A 15624-nucleotide genomic window follows, 5' to 3' on the forward strand; every position below is an offset into this window, starting at 1 on the left:
CATGAGTCTCCTCAATTCACGTCGTCAGTTTTTCGCGGGTGCTGCCGCTTCGGTGGCCGGGCTGGCGGTTGCGCGCTCCGCCATGGCCGCTTTGCCCGAGCCTGTCTACCAAACGTCTGTGGACACGGCGCCTCCATTGGTGCCCACCACTGGCCGACCCTACAACCCGGTGGTCACGCTCAACGGCTGGACCCTGCCCTGGAAGATGAACAACGGAGTCAAGGAATTCCATCTGGTGGCAGAACCCGTGGTGCGCGAGGTCTCGCCGGGCTTCAAGGTCAACATGTGGGGCTACAACGGCCAGAGCCCGGGCCCGACCATCGAGGTGGTCGAGGGCGACCGTGTGCGGATCTTTGTTACCAACAAGCTGCCCGAGCACACCACCATCCACTGGCACGGCCAGCGCCTGCCCAGCGGTATGGACGGTGTGGGTGGTCTGAACCAACCAGCCATCCCCGTGGGCAAGACCTTCGTCTACGAGTTTGAAGCGCGCCGTCCGGGTACCTTCATGTACCACCCGCACGCGGACGAAATGGTCCAGATGGCCATGGGCATGATGGGCATGTGGGTCACCCACCCCAAGGGCAAGCATCCCCACATCAGCGAGGTGGATCGCGACTTCTGCTTCCTGCTCAACGCGTTCGACATCGAGCCGGGCAGCAAGACGCCCAAGATCAACACGATGCTGGACTTCAACATCTGGTGCTGGAACAGCCGTGTCTTCCCCGCCATCGACACGCTCAACGTGCGCTTGAACGATCGTGTGCGCATTCGTGTGGGAAACCTCACCATGACCAACCACCCGATCCACCTGCACGGGCACGAGTTTCTGGTGACTGGCACCGACGGCGGCCCGACGCCACCCAGCACGCGCTGGTACGAAGTGACCACCGACGTGGCCGTGGGCCAGATGCGCCAGATCGAGCTGATCGCCGACGAAGAAGGGGACTGGGCCATGCACTGCCACAAGAGCCACCACACCATGAACGCCATGGGTCATGCGGTGCCCACGATGATCGGCGTGGACCACCGCGGCCTGGTCAACAAGATCCAGAAAGTGGTACCCGACTACATGCTCATGGGCGAGCGCGGCATGGCCGACATGGGCGAAATGCAGATGCCCATTCCGGACAACACTGCGCCCATGATGACCGGCACGGGCCAGTTCGGCCCGCTGGAGATGGGCGGTATGTTCACCGTGTTCAAGGTGCGCAAGGATCAGAAGCCGGGCGACTACAAAGATCCTGGCCCGTACAAGTTCCCCGAGGGCACTGTTGCGCACGAATGGACCGGTGCGCCCTTGCCCGCCGTCAGGCCCAAGGCCAGTGCAGACACAACCCCGGCGATGGGCACAGCTGTCAAGCCCATGGGCAAGGGCATGCAGCACTGAACCGTACGTCTAAAAAAATCTTTTCCGCTTGCTTTCTCAACCCACCAAACCAGAGAGTTCACATGATCTTCAACCATTCCCCTCTTTCCAAGCGCTCGAGCCTTTTGTTCGTTGCCACCCTTCTGGCCGCCTCGGCCGCCACAGCGGCGGGCACGCATGGCGGCGGCCACAACGAATCGCCCATCGGTGAGCCCGGCGTCGCCAGCAAAGCTTCCCGCACGATTCAGGTCGACGCCGCCGACAGCATGCGGTTCACGCCAGCACTGGTGGACGTCAAAAAAGGGGAAACCGTCCGTTTCGTCGTCACCAACACGGGCAAGGTGCCGCACGAGTTCAGCCTGGGCACGGAGAAGGAGCTGAAGGAGCACTACGAAGTCATGAAAAAGTTTCCCGGTATGGAACACGATGAGGCCAACAAGATTTCCTTGAAGCCTGGGCAAAAGGGCGAAGTCATCTGGCGTTTCACAAAAGGTGGCGTCGTTGATTTCGCCTGCCTTCACCCCGGGCACTACGACGCAGGCATGAAGGGTCAGATCAAAGTGACCACCAAATAAGCCGGCAAAGCGCGCTTTCCGGTACCCCACATCCACACCTGATTGAAGGAACATTTCATGAAAACACTGAACCTGAGTCTGGCCGCATCAGCGGTCGCCCTTTCCCTTGCCTTCGCTGGACCCGCGCTGGCTCAAATGACCATGGACCATGGAAAGATGGGAATGGAACAGGGGAAGATGGGCACGGCGGCGACACCCGGCATGACCGACGGCGAAATTCGCAAGATCGACAAGGAGAACGGCAAGGTCACGATCAAGCATGGCGAGATCAAGCACATGGACATGCCTCCGATGTCTATGGTGTTCAACGTCAAGGACAAGGCCATGCTGGACAAGGTCCAGGTGGGCGAGAAGATCCAGTTCATCGTCATTCAGGACGCCGGCAAGATGGTCGTCACCGACATCAAAGCGATGAAGTGATTTCACCAATCCGACCCAATGGGTCGGTTGTGGTGAAGGGATCGGTTGTGATGACCGATCCCTTTTTTGCATGGGTGACGTCCTCCCTGCTGGGTGAAGCCGAGCCGACACAGCCTCGCAACCAATGGGCAGGCGTACGTTGGCGCACAGTCAATCCAAGCATCATTGTCGATGATGGTCAACCCGCCTTCGGGTAGCTTCTAGGAAGTCACATGAACCATCAGTCCCCCACAAAACGCTTCACCACTGTCCCTGTCAAGGCTCTGTGCGCCGTTTCGCTGACTGTGCTCATGTCGATGTCGGCGCATGCTCAGTCCACGCCAGCCGCAGGCCCAGCGACGATGCCCATGTCCGAGATGCACAAAGGCGCCACAGGTGCACACGACATGAAAGGTTCCATGATGATGGGCATGGAGGAAATGCAAAAGATGCCCATGTCGGGCAATACCGACAGGGACTTCGCGATGATGATGAAGGGGGAGACCAATCGGGTTGCGAGAGGGTCTGCTGACTTTGCGCTGACCAAGATGTAATGCATTCGCAAGCTGCCGGTCATGGGCATCTCACTACATTGAACTTGTACCTCGTACCGCATTGATTCAGTCGAACAATGTGATTTGTTCTTGAAGGAGACACCCCATGATTCGCAAGCTCAGCATCCTCGTCCTCTCATTGGCAGCATTGGCCCCGGCATTCGCAATGGACGCAGCCAGGTCCGAGGCCAAGCAGGTCATCGCACTGCAGAACGGTGAGACACTCTACGTCTTCAAGGACGGACTGATGGCCAAGGAAAGCAAGTTTGGAAGCGTGACTCACCTTAGCAAGGGTCAAGTCGTCCAGACCGCCGATGGCAAAAGCATCACGACGATGGGCAACGAAGTTGCGCGTCTGAGTTCCCTGTTGAACAAGGGACACGGCAACTGACGCCTGACGGAGGCTGAAAGAAGTTGATGTCCAGACGCGGCCGTGATGGGCCTGCGGGGCCATCACGGCCGGTTTGCGGCGTATCGAAGGCGATCTGGTACTGGGCGCGTTCTCGGTGGCGCTGGCGCTTGTGTTGCTGGGCCGTGGTGACTGGCTCACCATGCCCGTGCTCATGCCCGTGCTCATGGCCGTGGGTTGGGCCGTGGGCAGCTGGCGCCAACCCGAGCTGCTGCATGCGCTGGTAGACACACCCTGGGCGATGCACCAGCCCGAGCCACAGTGGCCCTCCTTCAACCAAGGTGGCGTCTGGCTCGCCGGCATCGGTCTGGCCGCGGCGCAGATACCGCTGACCTTCGGCAACGCCATCCTCGGCATCGTGGCCGAAACCCTCCGCCTCTTCCCCGGCGTGCCCCTAGACGAAAACCGCGCCGCACGCGGCACCGGCCTCATGAACCTGCTGGCCGGTGGCCTGGGCGCGCCACCCATGTGCTTTGGTGCGGGCGGCATGGCCGCGCAAGTGGCCTGTGGCGCCCGCACCGGCCGCGCGCCCATCCTTCTGGGCAGCGTGCTGCTGCTCGCCGGCCTGTTCGTCAGCGGTCAGCTCACCGCCCTGCTGAGCCTGCTGCCCACCGGCACCCTGGGCGCCATGCTCTTCGTGGCGGGCTTCTCACTCACCATCGGCACCGCCGGCAGCTCGCGCGACAAGGAAGCCCGCGCCGTGCTGCTCACCACCGCCGCCGAGTCGGTGTGGAACGCGGGGGTGGGTGTGGTGGTGGGCGTGGTGCTGGAGGCGTGGTTGAGGTCGAAGCTGCTGCGGATCTAAGTCCGCTTCAGGGTTTCTTCGTGTCGCCATGCCCAGCATGGCCCGCCATGGCGTCCTTGCCGTGGTCGGTCAACTGGGCATCAAACCACTGATGCAGCGCCGACGCGAGGGAGCCGTTGCCCGTGGCGTAGCTCAGCTCGGCGCCCTTGTCGATGTCTTTGTATGTGATGACGATCTGACCTGGGCGGGCGGCCTTCAGTTCGGCCAGACCGGGCATGTCCTGCCCGTGAATGCGTGTCGGCCCTGAGAAGTCGCCCTTTAGAAACTGGTCGCGAATCTCCTGCAGGTGCAGACGCGTGAGCCTCACCTGCTCAGCGTCGCGGACGTCCTTGACCACCACCTGTTGAACACCGCCTTGCGCCGTCTTGGTGAAGATGTGCGTGGTCGCGGCCAGGCTGAAAGGCATGACGTCCTTGCCACGTTGCGCCACCTCCGCCTGTCGCTGTCCGAGCGCCATGGTGGCCATGCGTGCGCCGTGGTCCATTCGGGAGTGATCCATGGCCTGGGCGTTGACGCCGCTGACGCAGGTCAGAAGCACGAGCGACGAGGTGGTGGTTTTGAGCATGTGAGGTTTCCGGATTGAACGTGTGTCGATGAGGGCGATTGTCGGAATGAGGCGACAGACCACATATGATTTAAATCACACGGACCCACATTCATATGCCCCCTCCATTGACGTTACCCGACACGCTTCGAAAGTTGCTACCAGCCAGCCTCACGACCGTGTCGTCCCAAGTTGAACTGCACAAGGGAGATCGTCTTTTCCTGCAGCGCCAGCGTCCCAAGCATATGTACTTTGTGGTGGTTGGCGAGATCGTGCAGGAGCGCACTGGCGAGCAGGGACACGCCCTGGTACTTCAGCGGGTTCGCCAGGGGTTTCTGGCCGAGGCCAGCCTGCAATCGGTGAGCTACCACTGCGACGCGGTGGTGACCGCACCGGGCCAAGCGGTTGAGCTGCCCATAGAGCCGCTCCGGGTCGAGTTGGCGGCTGACTCTGACTTCGCCTTGCGTTGGATCGGTATGCTCAACGCAGAGGTTCGCCGCCTGCGGGCGCAGTGCGAGCGCATGTCGCTCAAGGGTGTGAATGAGCGTCTGCTGCACATGATCGAGACAGAAGGCGTGGATGGCCGTCTTCGCACCGCGTCCGGTCTCAAGTCTCTGGCCACCGAACTGGCAGTGAGCCACGAGGCGCTCTACAGGGCACTGGCGGGACTTAAGAAGGCGGGCGTGATCTTCCGCGAACCAGGCTGTATCGCGCTGCCACGCAGCACACGGCATTCACCACCGGAGTGATGCCGGCCTCACCTGGGTAACGGTTATTTGCCCTTGATGCTTTGCTTCAGCGCCTCGAAAGTGCCGTTGACGGCAGGGGCCATCAGCAAGCCCGACTTGTCCTGCTTCGTCACTCCCTCGACCTCAAACCGGTCGGCCAGTTCGGTGTATGAAATCATGCCGTTGAGCTTGCCCCCACTCTGGGCAATGTTCTCCCCGCCAAACCAGACGATCGGTGCCTTGGTGCCGGCAGGCATGAAAGACACGGGGTAGATGGGGATGGGCACCTTATAGGTGTTGGCCAGTTCGGCGGCAACCTGGATGTTGTTGTTGCAGCGCAAGCCGGGCGGGTCGTTGCTGACCAGGGTCAGCACTTTCCTGCCGTCGATCTCCAAAGGCCCGGGAGCGGGCTGGGCCCACGAGGAGGCCAAGGTGCCCAGGAATACGGTCGTCAATGCGAATGTACGGATATTCATGATGCAAAGACCTCAGCTCTTTTTTGCGGCACGTGCCTGGGCGTTCATGCCGCCGGCGGCCTTCCATTCGTTGTAGCCACCGTGCAGCAGGCGCACGTTCTCATAGCCATCCATGCGCAGCGCCATGGCGACCTGGCCCGCGAACGAGCTCGTGTTGCAGTAGACAAGGATGGTCTTGTCCTTGGGCAGTTTGGCGCGCTGCGCGAACACCTGGCGCCATTCGATGTTCATGGCACCCGGGATGTGGTCCTTGGCGAACCGCCCTGCATCGCGCACGTCGAGCACGAGCAACTTCTTGTAGTCCTCGGCAGCCAGCTGCTCGGCCATGATGGTGCCGCTGTTGGCGTCCGCAAAATCGAAGTACCCCTCCAATGCGTTGATGGTGGCTTTGTCGGCCTGGGCGTGTACCGCTAGCGGCAGGCAGGCAGCGGCCGCAAGTGCCAGGGTCAAGGTGAGTCGGCGCGTGTTCATGGTTGTCTCCAGGGTGGTTGTGGGAAATCAGGTGGCGGGATTGAGGCGGGGATGGGTTTCTTCCCCCCAGTGAAACAAGACGGCGCCGGACAACAGCATGGCCACGGCAACGAACCAGAAGGCGCTCTCGATGCGACCACCCAGCGCAGCGGCGGCGCCGAGACCGAGCGCCCCGATGCCATATCCCAGGTCGCGCCAGAAGCGGTAGATGCCGATGGCCGATGCGCGCCAGTTGGGGTGGGCAATGTCGGCGACGGCAGCGCTCAGATTCGGGTAAAGCATGGCCATGCCCAAACCGGCGATGGCGGCAGATGCACCCCACCACAGCGAACCCGCGCCCAGCGGCATCAGGGCCACGCCTGCGCCGCACACCCACATGCCCCAGGCATTCAACAGGTGCCGTCCGACGCGGTCGGAGAGACGACCGGTGAAGAACTGCGCGGCACCCCAGGTGAAGCCGTAAATGCCGACGATCCAGCCGATGCCCGGCAGGCTCACGCCCTGCTGGTGCAGGTAGACCGGCCAGAACGCCCAGACCAATGCATCGACGAACTTCTCAACCAGCCCGGCCTGACAGATCGCCGCCATGCGGCGGTCGCGCCAGGTCATCAAGGCAAACATCTCCGCCGTCGAAGGTTTGTCGCTGACCGTCTTGGGGTACCGAGGCCTGAGCACTGGGGCGCCAGAGCCCGCGTGACGTTTCACCTCGTCTCGTGCCCAGGGCAGGGTCTCGGCGATGGAGAGCCAGGACAGCGCGGAGGCCAGCCCGATCACGACCATGCCGAACCACAGCAGTCCCTCCCGCGGGCCGAGCATGGACGCGAGGTAACCCGTGATGACACCAGCGATGGCTACGCCCACGTAGCCCGAGAATTCGTTCAACCCGATGACCAGACCGCGCTGGTCGGCACGGGTGATGTCGAGTTTGGCCGTCTGCGTCATTGACCAGGTGAGACCCTGGTTGATGCCCAGCAGCACGGTGGCGAAGACCACCCAAGCCCAGCTGGTTGCGAAATAGATGAGCAACGGGATGGGCAAGGCGACCAGCCAGCCAAGCAGCAATACCTGCTTTCGCCCCATTTCCTCGGCCAGGCGTCCTGCCACGAAGTTCATCGTTCCCTTGACGAACCCAAAAGCAACGACGAAGGCCGCGAGCAGCATGAACGAGCCGCGTGGCACGCCGAATTCGGACTCCGCCAGCGCTGGCACGACGTTGCGCATCATTCCGATGGTCATCCCCACGAGCAGCACCTGCAACAGCTGTTGCAGAAACTGACCCAGATTGGCGCGGATGCCGAACTGCATGGCCGATTCAGGCAATGGCGGGCGCCACGCCGCGCAGATTGACCTCGACGATGCGCGCCATGTCCGCTGGTTGGGGCGGTATTTCAGCGGTCAGCGCGGTGACAAAGTCATCCCGCGACATCGACAACATCGGGTTGAAGCGCTTCTCAAAACCGATGGTGGACGTCGGTTTGCCGGACAGCCCGGCGCCGCAGGCGCTTCCGGCCTGGTGGCCTGGATAGATTTCCAGCTCGGGCGGCAGCGACAGAAGGCGCGACTGCAACGAGTCGTACAGCTGACGGGCGAGTGCGGCCGGAGCATCGCACCGGTTTGATCTGAGGCCGACATTGCTGCAACTTGAAGGGTGTGTCGCTGATAGGGAAAGACAGCGGCAGCAAACGCCGCGAAGGCGGCCAACGCCTAGAGATAAACAATGAAGCGGCGGTTCATGTTCGAGGCTGGAACGCGATGATCGCCATGCCCGCCAATGTCACGGCCACACCTGCCACATCCCAGCTGCTCGGGCGCACGCCGTCCACCGACCACAGCCACCCCAGCGCCACGGCCACATAGACCCCGCCGTAGGCCGCATACACACGCCCCGACGGCGCGGCGTGCAGGGTGAGCAACCAAGCGAAGGTGGCCAGGCTCACGGCGGCGGCGGGCAACAGCCACCAGCCTGAGCCTTGGCCGCGCAGCCACAGCAGTGGGAGGTAACAACCGACGATCTCGGCGATGGCAGTGACGAGATAGAGCAGCAGTGTTTTCATGGTGGTAAAGGGTTGTTCAACCTGCCATGGATCTCAACAGCGTGAGGATGTCTTCGGCAATCACACCGGGCTCCGTGCCATAGCTGGAGAACAGGCGCACCCGACCTTCGGTGTCAAACACATACTTGCCCGCCGAGTGGTCCATCGTGTACGAAGTCGGTGTGCTGCCTTCGGCCTTGCGGTAATAGATCTTGAAGCTGTCCGCCACGGCCTTGAGCTCAGACAGGTCAGGACGCAACGCCAGAAACGTAGGATCGAAGTTGGTCATGTACTCCTTGAGCAGCTGAAGTGTGTCTCGCTCTGGGTCCACGGTGATGAACAGCACCTGCAGTTGCTTGCCCTGATCGCCCATGAGGCGCTTGACCTCGGCCAGGGTGGTCATCGAGGTCGGGCACACATCGGGGCACTGCGTGAAGCCGAAGAACACCACCACCGCTTTGCCACGGAAATCCGCCATGGTGCGCACCAGCCCGGTGTGGTAGGTCAGTTTCAGGTTCTGTGCAAAGGCAGCCCCTGTGATGTCGGTACTTTTGAAAGTGGGCGCCTGGGGCGAACAGCCAGCAAGGAGACCACCTGCCGCGAGCCACGATGCGCTCAACGCCAGCACCTTGCGTCGGTTGAATGGACGTGCGGGAGCCATCTCTTTCATTTCTTCGCCCTGGCCACTTCTTCAGCCACAAGGGCAGCCAACTGGTCAGGCCCGAAACTCGGCAGGCTGCGGCCGTTGACAAAGAAGGTGGGCGTTTTGGTGACCTGCAGCGCGGTGAGGTCTTCGATGTCCTGCTGCAACAAGGACTGCATGCCGGGTTTCTCGATGTCCTGGCGCGCTTTCACGAGGTCCAGCCCGGCTTGCTCAGCCACCTTGAACGCGGTCTCGATGTTGGGCCGACCATGATCCGCCCAGGCGGGCTGCGCGGCCAGCACAGCCTCAAGAACCGGTTGGTACTTGCCCTGGCTCTTGGCGGACTCCAGCAGCTTGACCACCTGGTCTGAGCCCTGGTGGAAAGGTGCATACCGGATCACCAGTCGGACGTCGTTGGGGTATTGCGCCATCAGGTTCTTCACGATGGGATAGAACGCACGACAGGTCTCACAGGCTGGGTCAAAGAACTCGACGATGGTGACCGGGGCACTTTGGGCACCAAACACCGGCGAGTGCATCCGCACCAGGCGGGTCTGCTCGGCCTTGACCTGCACTTCCTGGGCAGTCTGCACGCGCTCTTGGTACGCGTTCATGCCCAGGTAGAAGAACAGGGCAACGATGGCCACCAGGCCAATGACGGTGAATTTTTTGGCGCTCATGAACGGGTCTTTCTCAGGTAAACAAAAAGCAGGATGACGATGGCGATGAAGGCTGCGAGCGACAACCAGGGGATCTGAATGCCGCCCAGAATCTCCAGACTTTGTTCGCTGCATGAGGGGCCGGTGCCACAGGGCACCCACCACTTCGGCACCCGGCCGGCGATGAGTGCTGAGTGGTAGCCGGCCATGACTGCGCCACCTGCTGCCAACGGCAGTGCATAGACCGCTCCACGACGGTCTTCGGCAAATGCGGCCATACCCAGGATGAGCGCCAGCGGGAACATGAAGATCCTCTGGTACCAGCACAGCAGACAGGGCGTCATGCCCATGACTTCACCGATGAAGAGCGCGCCAAGCGTGGCGACCATGGCGATGCCCCATGCGGACATGATCCAGAACCAACCGTGCTTCATGAAGGCTGCTCCTCAGGCGCCTTTCGGGGCGATTGGCGCGGTGACCATTTCAGTGATGCGAAGCACCAGACCAGCATGGAGCACACGATGAAAACGTCTGCTAGGTTAAAGGCCGGCCAGTGGATGCTGCGCCAGTGCAAGTCGAGGAAATCCACCACGGCGCCGATCTGGATGCGGTCCACCAGGTTGCCACCTCCCCCGCCCACAACAAAAGCACCCACCCACCGATCCAGCGGTTCGGCCTGCCGGGCAAGGCACACCACAGAGACAACACCCACCACCAGCGCTGTCACGCCGATAAAAAACCAGCGCTGCCAACCACCCGCATCGGCCAGCAACGAGAAGGCCGCACCCGTGTTGAGCACATGCACGAAGTTGAACCACTCGGTCACCTTGATGGCTTCACCGAGTGCAAGGGTGGATGAGAAGTACGATTTGCTGAGTTGATCAACAAACAAAAGAACCGCGACGGCAACCAGCCACGTCCATCGCGGGTTTCGCTGGGTCCAGCGAACTTTCATGAGAGGGTCCTTCCAAAACGATCCGGGAATGGCCACCGTGTGCGACGGCGGCCACTTGAAGCCAAGGGATCGGGGAAGAGGTGCCTGTCAGCGCTTCAGGCGGACAGATTCAGCCCCGAACGTTTCGGGGCAGACCATTGAGGACGGTAGGGTCGCTCGTGCCAGGGCGGCAAGATCAGTTCGACGAGGTGTTCGACCCGCTCAATGCCCGCAGGGTCGGCCATGGTCGCTGCAGTCGCCGTCACAGCGGCAGCGCAGTTGGCGTGGCAGGTTCCGCAGTCAAGATCAAACCCCTGTCCTTTGGCGGTCAGATCGTCTGTTTCCTGAACCGGCAACAGATGCATGGGCTGATGGTGCTGGGCTTGGAGTCCTTGGGCCACCGCACCGTGGCCGCAGCACTCGGTCGCCGCAGCTGCAGAAAACTGAAGCGGCAGCAGCGTAAGCATCAGCAGGATCAGGAAAACACGCATAGATGGATTTTATGCGGCGGGCGTTTCACCGGTGCGAGCCTGGGCGATCAAGTCGGCCAAGTCCGGGTGCACCGGAAGCGGCTCGAAGGCGCTCACGGTGGATCGACCCGGGTTGCCCAGCGGCAAGCGTCCGCTCAAATGGCCCAAGGGAACCAAGGCCAAACGCAGCACCTGGCCTGCAGCCTCAGACCTTTCGCGCGTGCGCCAGGCCAGTCCCAGCATGTGCGCGTGCGTCTGCAAGTCGGGCTTGATGTGGAGCTGCCGCACCACATGCGCTGCCTCCGGGTACAACCAGGCTTGTTCAATGGAACTTGCCTCTTTCGCTTCGTGCATCAATCGGGCATGGGTCGTCTCGTCGAACCGGCGAGCGGATGGTAGGTCAGTGAACGTGGCCATGGTGGTCCTTTGCGCTGTCATCACCGAGCTCTCCCCGTGCCTGCCGCATCACCGTCCAGCCGCCGTGCAGGGCCAGCGAGGCCATCAGGCTGGCCACCACCAGGTCGGGCCAAGCCGAGCCGGTGCCGAACACACCGAGCGCGGCCATGAACACCGCCACGTTGCCGATGGCGTCGTTGCGCGAGCACAGCCACACGCTGCGCATGTTGGCGTCGTCCTCGCGAAACGCGTAGAGCATCCAGGCCACGGCCACGTTGGCCGACAGCGCCAGCAGCGCCACCGCGCCCATGGTCACGGCCTGCGGCACACCGCCGTGCCACACCGCCCACAACGCCGCGCCCAGCACATAAAGGCCAAAGCCCATCATGCTCACGGCCTTGAGCATCGCCGCACGCGCGCGCAAGGCCAGCGCCGAAGCCAGCACGGCGAGTGACACCGCGTAGTTGAGCGCGTCGCCCGCAAAGTCCACCGTGCCGGCCAGCAGCGAGAGCGAACCGGCCTGCACCTCGGCGCCGATCTCGATCAGAAACATGGCGGCGTTGACGATCAGGGCGATCCACAGGATCTGCGGTAGCGCGGCAGGTTGAAGAGGGTCTCGGCTTTGGGGGTGTCGTGGTCACAGCAATGGACAGACATGGTTTTCCTTTCGATGCCTGCATTGGAAACCCTGGAGCCGCTACAGTGTCAACCACTGCTGTCCAGGAGGTTACGGGCGAAGCAGGTCAGAAGTCCTGCCCCGATTAAGAGGGAGGTTGCCATGCGCAAATGGAAGATGGCGAGCTATGGACGAACTGCGCATCATCTTTTCTCAATCAGGGGATGAGGATCCTGTTGCCCCTGGAGGCAGCGAGAACCCCGTAGTTTGTTACTCGTCACGCTCCCTGGATCGCAGCGGCCCGTAGGCGCAGGGCATTGCCGATCACCGAGGCCGAGCTCAGGCTCATGGCCAAGGCAGCGATCATGGGCGAGAGCAGCCAGCCGGTGAAGGGATACAGCAAGCCGGCGGCCAGCGGAATGCCCAGCGCGTTGTAGACGAAGGCGAACGCCAGGTTCTGCTTCATATTGGCCACCGTGGCCACCGAGAGCGCGCGGGCCGTGGCGATGCCGCGCAGGTCGCCTTTGACCAAGGTGAGTTGCGCGCTGTTCATGGCCACGTCGGTGCCGGTGCCCATGGCGATGCCCACATCGGCGCGGGCTAGGGCCGGTGCGTCGTTGATGCCGTCGCCCGCCATGGCCACCACGCGGCCCTCGGCCTGCAGCTTCTCCACCAGCTTGAGTTTGTCGGCCGGCTTCACTCCTCCGTACACCTCTTCAATGCCCAGGCGCTGGGCCACCGAGCGCGCGGTGGTCAGGCCGTCGCCCGTGGCCATGACGACGCGAATGTGAGCCTGGCGCAGCGATGCGAGTGCAGCGGCTGTGGTGGTTTTGATCGGATCGGACACAGCCAGCAAACCGGCTAGGGTCTTGTTGGCCGCGAGGTACATGACGCTGGCGCCCTGCGCTCGCAGCGCTTCGGCCTCTGTGTCCAGCGGTGAAGTGTCCACACCGATTTGCTGCATCAGCGCCGTGTTGCCCAGCGCCAGCACCTGCCCGTCCACCCGGCCGCGCACCCCAATGCCGGACTCGGAGTCAAACTGCTCAGGCTTGTCCAGCGCAAGCCCCTGTTCCTTCGCCGCAGCCACGATGGCGGCGGCCAGCGGATGTTCGCTCCCCTGGTCCAGGCTGGCGGCCAGGCGCAAGACCTCGTCCTCGGCAAAACTCCCGAAGCCGATGGCGCGCTCGAACCTCGGATGTCCTTCGGTCAGGGTGCCGGTCTTGTCGACGATCAGCGTGTCGACCTTGCGCAGGTTCTCGATGGCCGCAGCGTCGCGGAACAACACGCCATGGGTGGCGCCTCTCCCGGTGGCCACCATGATGGACATGGGCGTGGCCAGACCCAGCGCACAGGGGCAGGCGATGATGAGAACCGCCACCGCGTTGATGAGCCCATGCACCCAGCTCGGCTCGGGCCCGAAGAACCCCCAGCCCAAAAAGGTGAGCAGCGCCGCGGCAACAACGCCCATCACAAAGTACCCCGCCACCTGGTCGGCCATGCGCTGCATGGGCGCACGCGAGCGCTGGGCCATGGCGACCATCTGCACGATCTGCGAGAGCACGGTGGCCGATCCCACATGCTCGGACTTCAACACCAGCGCACCGCTGGTGTTGAGCGTGGCTCCGATCAGCTTGTCGCCCATCCGCTTGGTCACCGGGAGCGGCTCGCCTGTGAGCATCGACTCGTCCACCGCGCTGCTGCCTTCGACCACCGTGCCGTCGGTAGGCACTTTCTCGCCCGGGCGTACGCGCAGCAGGTCGCCCACATGCACGTGGGCCAGCGGCACGTCTTCCTCCAGCCCATCGGACCGGATGCGCCGCGCGGTCTTTGGCGCCAGCTCCAGCAGCGAGCGGATGGCCGCAGAGGTTTGTGAACGCGCCTTGAGCTCCAGCAGTTGGCCCAGCAAGGTGAGTGAAATGATCACGGCCGCCGCTTCAAAGTACACCGACACGCGTCCCATGGAGACGAACGAATCGGGGAACACCTGCGGCGCCACCGTGGCCACAACGCTGTAGACAAACGCCGAGCCGGTGCCCAGGCTGATCAGTGTCCACATGTTGGGGCTGCGATTCAGCACCGACTGTGCGCCCCGCACGAAGAACGGCCAGCCTGCCCAGAGCACCACCGGCACGGTGAGCACGAGTTCAATCCAGCTTTGCGTGGCCATCTCAAACCAGCCGAGGTTGTGGCCAAACATCGCCAGCACTGCCACCACCACGGTGAGTGGCAGGGTCCACCAGAAGCGGCGCTGGAAGTCGAGCAACTCGGGGTTTTCGGTCTCGTCCAGTGCCGGCATGACCGGCTCGAGCGACATGCCGCATTTGGGACAATTCCCCGGCTGGTCCTGGCGGATCTCCGGGTGCATCGGACAGGTGTAGACCGTGCCTTCCAGCGGAGATGCCAAGGGTGGAGAAGCCTGCACACCCGGGCTTCCAGCGTGACGATGATCGTGATGACGATGTGACTCCATGGCGTGGCTCCAATCTTCAGGCTGGCTGTGCCGGACCCATGGTGGGGTCAACTGCAGCAGCAACCGCCCTCGGGCGCAGCGGGCGGTGGCGGACTGTCGGTTGCCTGACCCGACGGGGCGCCATTTGTGACCACCTCGCTTTCGTAGCGCCTTGCCGCCAATGCAGAAATCAGCTGCGATGGCGCCACGTTCGCCTCAGCTGTGACCCTCACACGGCCAGCTCGCAGATCCACTGCGACGTCCTGCACACCGTCGATTGGAGCCAGGGCCGTCGTGACGCGCTGGACGCAGGCACCGCAGGTCATGCCCTGCACATCGAGATCGATGATGTTCATCGTGATCTCCTTCACTTGCCGGCGGGCGGCATGGTTCCATCCGGCATGCGCTGCATCATCATTTCCATCATGGTCTGCATCAGGTCCATGCGCATCTCCATCATCTGATGGTGCTTGGACATGTCCATGGGCATGTCCTTCATGCCCGCCATTCCCGGCATGCCCGCCTTGCCGTGCATGCTGCCCATCCCCTTCATGTCCTTCATGCCTTTCATCATGGCCATGCCTTCGTGCATGGTTTTCATGTGCTCGGCCATCAAGGCCTGGCGCTCAGCTGGCGTCTTGGCATTCATCATCTTGTCGCGCATGGCCTGCATGTCTTTCATGTGGTCGTGCATGGCTGACGGCGCCCCAGACGGTGCCACAGCTGCTAGATGCGCAGCGTGTTGATCTGCATTGGCCGCCGACATGGGACCCGCTGCCGGGGCGTTGGGGTTCGCGCAAGCGGTCAGCAAGACGGCGGTCGAAAGCGTGAGGAGGGTGTGGATGGTTTTCATGATGGTGTTCTTGAAGGAATGGGGGAGCCGCCGCAGGCGGCAACAAAATGGGGATGCCAGACAGGAGATGGGACGCCATCTGGGTGACCCAGACAGCAAGAGCGCTCTTCGCAATGGGCTGCGAAGCGGTCTACAAGGTCAAACGATGGGGTCGCGCAGCGATGGGCGAAGCCATGTGCGGGGGTCTGGTGGCGTGTACCCGCAGCTGAACTGCGGTGGGTGTGGCCATGGTTGGCGCCCC

General features: G+C 62.6%; 23 protein-coding genes. 7 read left to right on the forward strand and 16 right to left on the reverse strand.

The annotated features are described in order from the left end of the window. The first annotated feature begins 1 nt into the window (after position 1). The 6 genes from BSY239_RS14165 (at position 2) to BSY239_RS14190 (ending at position 4111) form a co-directional block, all read left to right on the forward strand. Positions 2 to 1390 carry a multicopper oxidase family protein gene (locus BSY239_RS14165; protein WP_069047355.1) on the forward strand — a complete coding sequence of 463 codons (1389 nt, stop codon included), beginning with the start codon at positions 2 to 4 and terminating at the stop codon, positions 1388 to 1390. A gap of 62 nt (positions 1391 to 1452) precedes the next feature. Further along, positions 1453 to 1944 carry a cupredoxin domain-containing protein gene (locus BSY239_RS14170; RefSeq protein WP_069047356.1) on the forward strand — a complete coding sequence of 164 codons (492 nt, stop codon included), beginning with the start codon at positions 1453 to 1455 and terminating at the stop codon, positions 1942 to 1944. A 57-nt stretch (positions 1945 to 2001) separates the two neighbouring features. After that, positions 2002 to 2364 carry a copper-binding protein gene (locus BSY239_RS14175; protein ID WP_069047357.1) on the forward strand — a complete coding sequence of 121 codons (363 nt, stop codon included), beginning with the start codon at positions 2002 to 2004 and terminating at the stop codon, positions 2362 to 2364. 212 nt (positions 2365 to 2576) lie between these two features. Further along, positions 2577 to 2897, forward strand: coding sequence for a hypothetical protein (locus tag BSY239_RS14180; protein ID WP_069047358.1), 321 nt, complete (start codon positions 2577 to 2579; stop codon positions 2895 to 2897). Positions 2898 to 3003: 106 nt separating this feature from the next. Then, a complete protein-coding gene (locus tag BSY239_RS14185; protein WP_069047359.1) occupies positions 3004 to 3288 on the forward strand; it encodes a CopK family periplasmic copper-binding protein in 285 nt (94 codons plus the stop codon). Positions 3289 to 3361: 73 nt separating this feature from the next. Then, positions 3362 to 4111, forward strand: a complete 750-nt coding sequence (locus BSY239_RS14190; RefSeq protein ID WP_069047360.1) for a putative sulfate/molybdate transporter — start codon at positions 3362 to 3364, stop codon at positions 4109 to 4111. Positions 4112 to 4118: 7 nt separating this feature from the next. Here the strand turns inward: BSY239_RS14190 and BSY239_RS14195 are convergent, their stop codons facing one another. Continuing rightward, a complete protein-coding gene (locus tag BSY239_RS14195; protein ID WP_069047361.1) occupies positions 4119 to 4676 on the reverse strand; it encodes an aspartate carbamoyltransferase in 558 nt (185 codons plus the stop codon). Between the two features lie 158 nt (positions 4677 to 4834). On the opposite strand from BSY239_RS14195, the gene BSY239_RS14200 reads away from it, so the two are divergent. Further along, on the forward strand, positions 4835 to 5404 hold the full coding sequence (locus BSY239_RS14200; RefSeq protein ID WP_156775486.1) for a Crp/Fnr family transcriptional regulator: 570 nt from the start codon (positions 4835 to 4837) through the stop codon (positions 5402 to 5404). Positions 5405 to 5427: 23 nt separating this feature from the next. Here BSY239_RS14200 and BSY239_RS14205 read toward each other — a convergent pair whose 3' ends face one another. From BSY239_RS14205 to BSY239_RS14275, 15 genes are all read right to left on the reverse strand, one after another. Beyond that, positions 5428 to 5778: a hypothetical protein gene (locus tag BSY239_RS14205; RefSeq protein ID WP_156775487.1), complete on the reverse strand. Its 351-nt coding sequence runs from the start codon at positions 5776 to 5778 to the stop codon at positions 5428 to 5430. Between the two features lie 93 nt (positions 5779 to 5871). Continuing rightward, entirely contained in the window at positions 5872 to 6330 is a 459-nt protein-coding gene (locus BSY239_RS14210) for a rhodanese-like domain-containing protein (protein ID WP_069047364.1), read from the reverse strand. 27 nt (positions 6331 to 6357) lie between these two features. Next, positions 6358 to 7635 carry an MFS transporter gene (locus BSY239_RS14215; RefSeq protein ID WP_069047365.1) on the reverse strand — a complete coding sequence of 426 codons (1278 nt, stop codon included), beginning with the start codon at positions 7633 to 7635 and terminating at the stop codon, positions 6358 to 6360. Between the two features lie 7 nt (positions 7636 to 7642). Continuing rightward, positions 7643 to 7897, reverse strand: coding sequence for a hypothetical protein (locus BSY239_RS14220; protein ID WP_236944076.1), 255 nt, complete (start codon positions 7895 to 7897; stop codon positions 7643 to 7645). 163 nt (positions 7898 to 8060) lie between these two features. Next, positions 8061 to 8384: a YnfA family protein gene (locus tag BSY239_RS14225; RefSeq protein WP_069047366.1), complete on the reverse strand. Its 324-nt coding sequence runs from the start codon at positions 8382 to 8384 to the stop codon at positions 8061 to 8063. A 16-nt stretch (positions 8385 to 8400) separates the two neighbouring features. Next, entirely contained in the window at positions 8401 to 9033 is a 633-nt protein-coding gene (locus BSY239_RS14230) for an SCO family protein (RefSeq protein ID WP_069047367.1), read from the reverse strand. Next, entirely contained in the window at positions 9030 to 9686 is a 657-nt protein-coding gene (locus BSY239_RS14235) for a DsbA family protein (RefSeq protein ID WP_069047368.1), read from the reverse strand. Before BSY239_RS14235 ends, BSY239_RS14230 begins: the two co-directional genes overlap by 4 nt. After that, positions 9683 to 10099, reverse strand: a complete 417-nt coding sequence (locus BSY239_RS14240; protein WP_069047369.1) for a disulfide bond formation protein B — start codon at positions 10097 to 10099, stop codon at positions 9683 to 9685. The genes BSY239_RS14235 and BSY239_RS14240 overlap by 4 nt, the downstream gene beginning before the upstream one ends. Further along, positions 10096 to 10620 carry a signal peptidase II gene (gene lspA / locus BSY239_RS14245; RefSeq protein WP_069047370.1) on the reverse strand — a complete coding sequence of 175 codons (525 nt, stop codon included), beginning with the start codon at positions 10618 to 10620 and terminating at the stop codon, positions 10096 to 10098. Before lspA ends, BSY239_RS14240 begins: the two co-directional genes overlap by 4 nt. 95 nt (positions 10621 to 10715) lie before the next feature. Further along, positions 10716 to 11090 carry a hypothetical protein gene (locus BSY239_RS14250; protein WP_069047371.1) on the reverse strand — a complete coding sequence of 125 codons (375 nt, stop codon included), beginning with the start codon at positions 11088 to 11090 and terminating at the stop codon, positions 10716 to 10718. A 9-nt stretch (positions 11091 to 11099) separates the two neighbouring features. Then, positions 11100 to 11486 carry a DUF3703 domain-containing protein gene (locus BSY239_RS14255; protein WP_083239979.1) on the reverse strand — a complete coding sequence of 129 codons (387 nt, stop codon included), beginning with the start codon at positions 11484 to 11486 and terminating at the stop codon, positions 11100 to 11102. Continuing rightward, entirely contained in the window at positions 11470 to 12018 is a 549-nt protein-coding gene (locus BSY239_RS14260) for a cation transporter (protein ID WP_335583397.1), read from the reverse strand. Before BSY239_RS14260 ends, BSY239_RS14255 begins: the two co-directional genes overlap by 17 nt. Before the next feature lie 340 nt (positions 12019 to 12358). Continuing rightward, a complete protein-coding gene (locus tag BSY239_RS14265; RefSeq protein WP_156775488.1) occupies positions 12359 to 14551 on the reverse strand; it encodes a copper-transporting P-type ATPase in 2193 nt (730 codons plus the stop codon). A gap of 47 nt (positions 14552 to 14598) precedes the next feature. Continuing rightward, positions 14599 to 14886 (reverse strand): heavy-metal-associated domain-containing protein, encoded by a 288-nt coding sequence (locus BSY239_RS14270; RefSeq protein ID WP_069048997.1) that lies wholly within the window; start codon positions 14884 to 14886, stop codon positions 14599 to 14601. Positions 14887 to 14897: 11 nt separating this feature from the next. After that, a complete protein-coding gene (locus BSY239_RS14275; RefSeq protein WP_069047374.1) occupies positions 14898 to 15383 on the reverse strand; it encodes a hypothetical protein in 486 nt (161 codons plus the stop codon). Positions 15384 to 15624: the final 241 nt, after the last annotated feature.

It is taken from the genome of Hydrogenophaga sp. RAC07, assembly GCF_001713375.1.
GTDB lineage: Bacteria > Pseudomonadota > Gammaproteobacteria > Burkholderiales > Burkholderiaceae_C > Hydrogenophaga.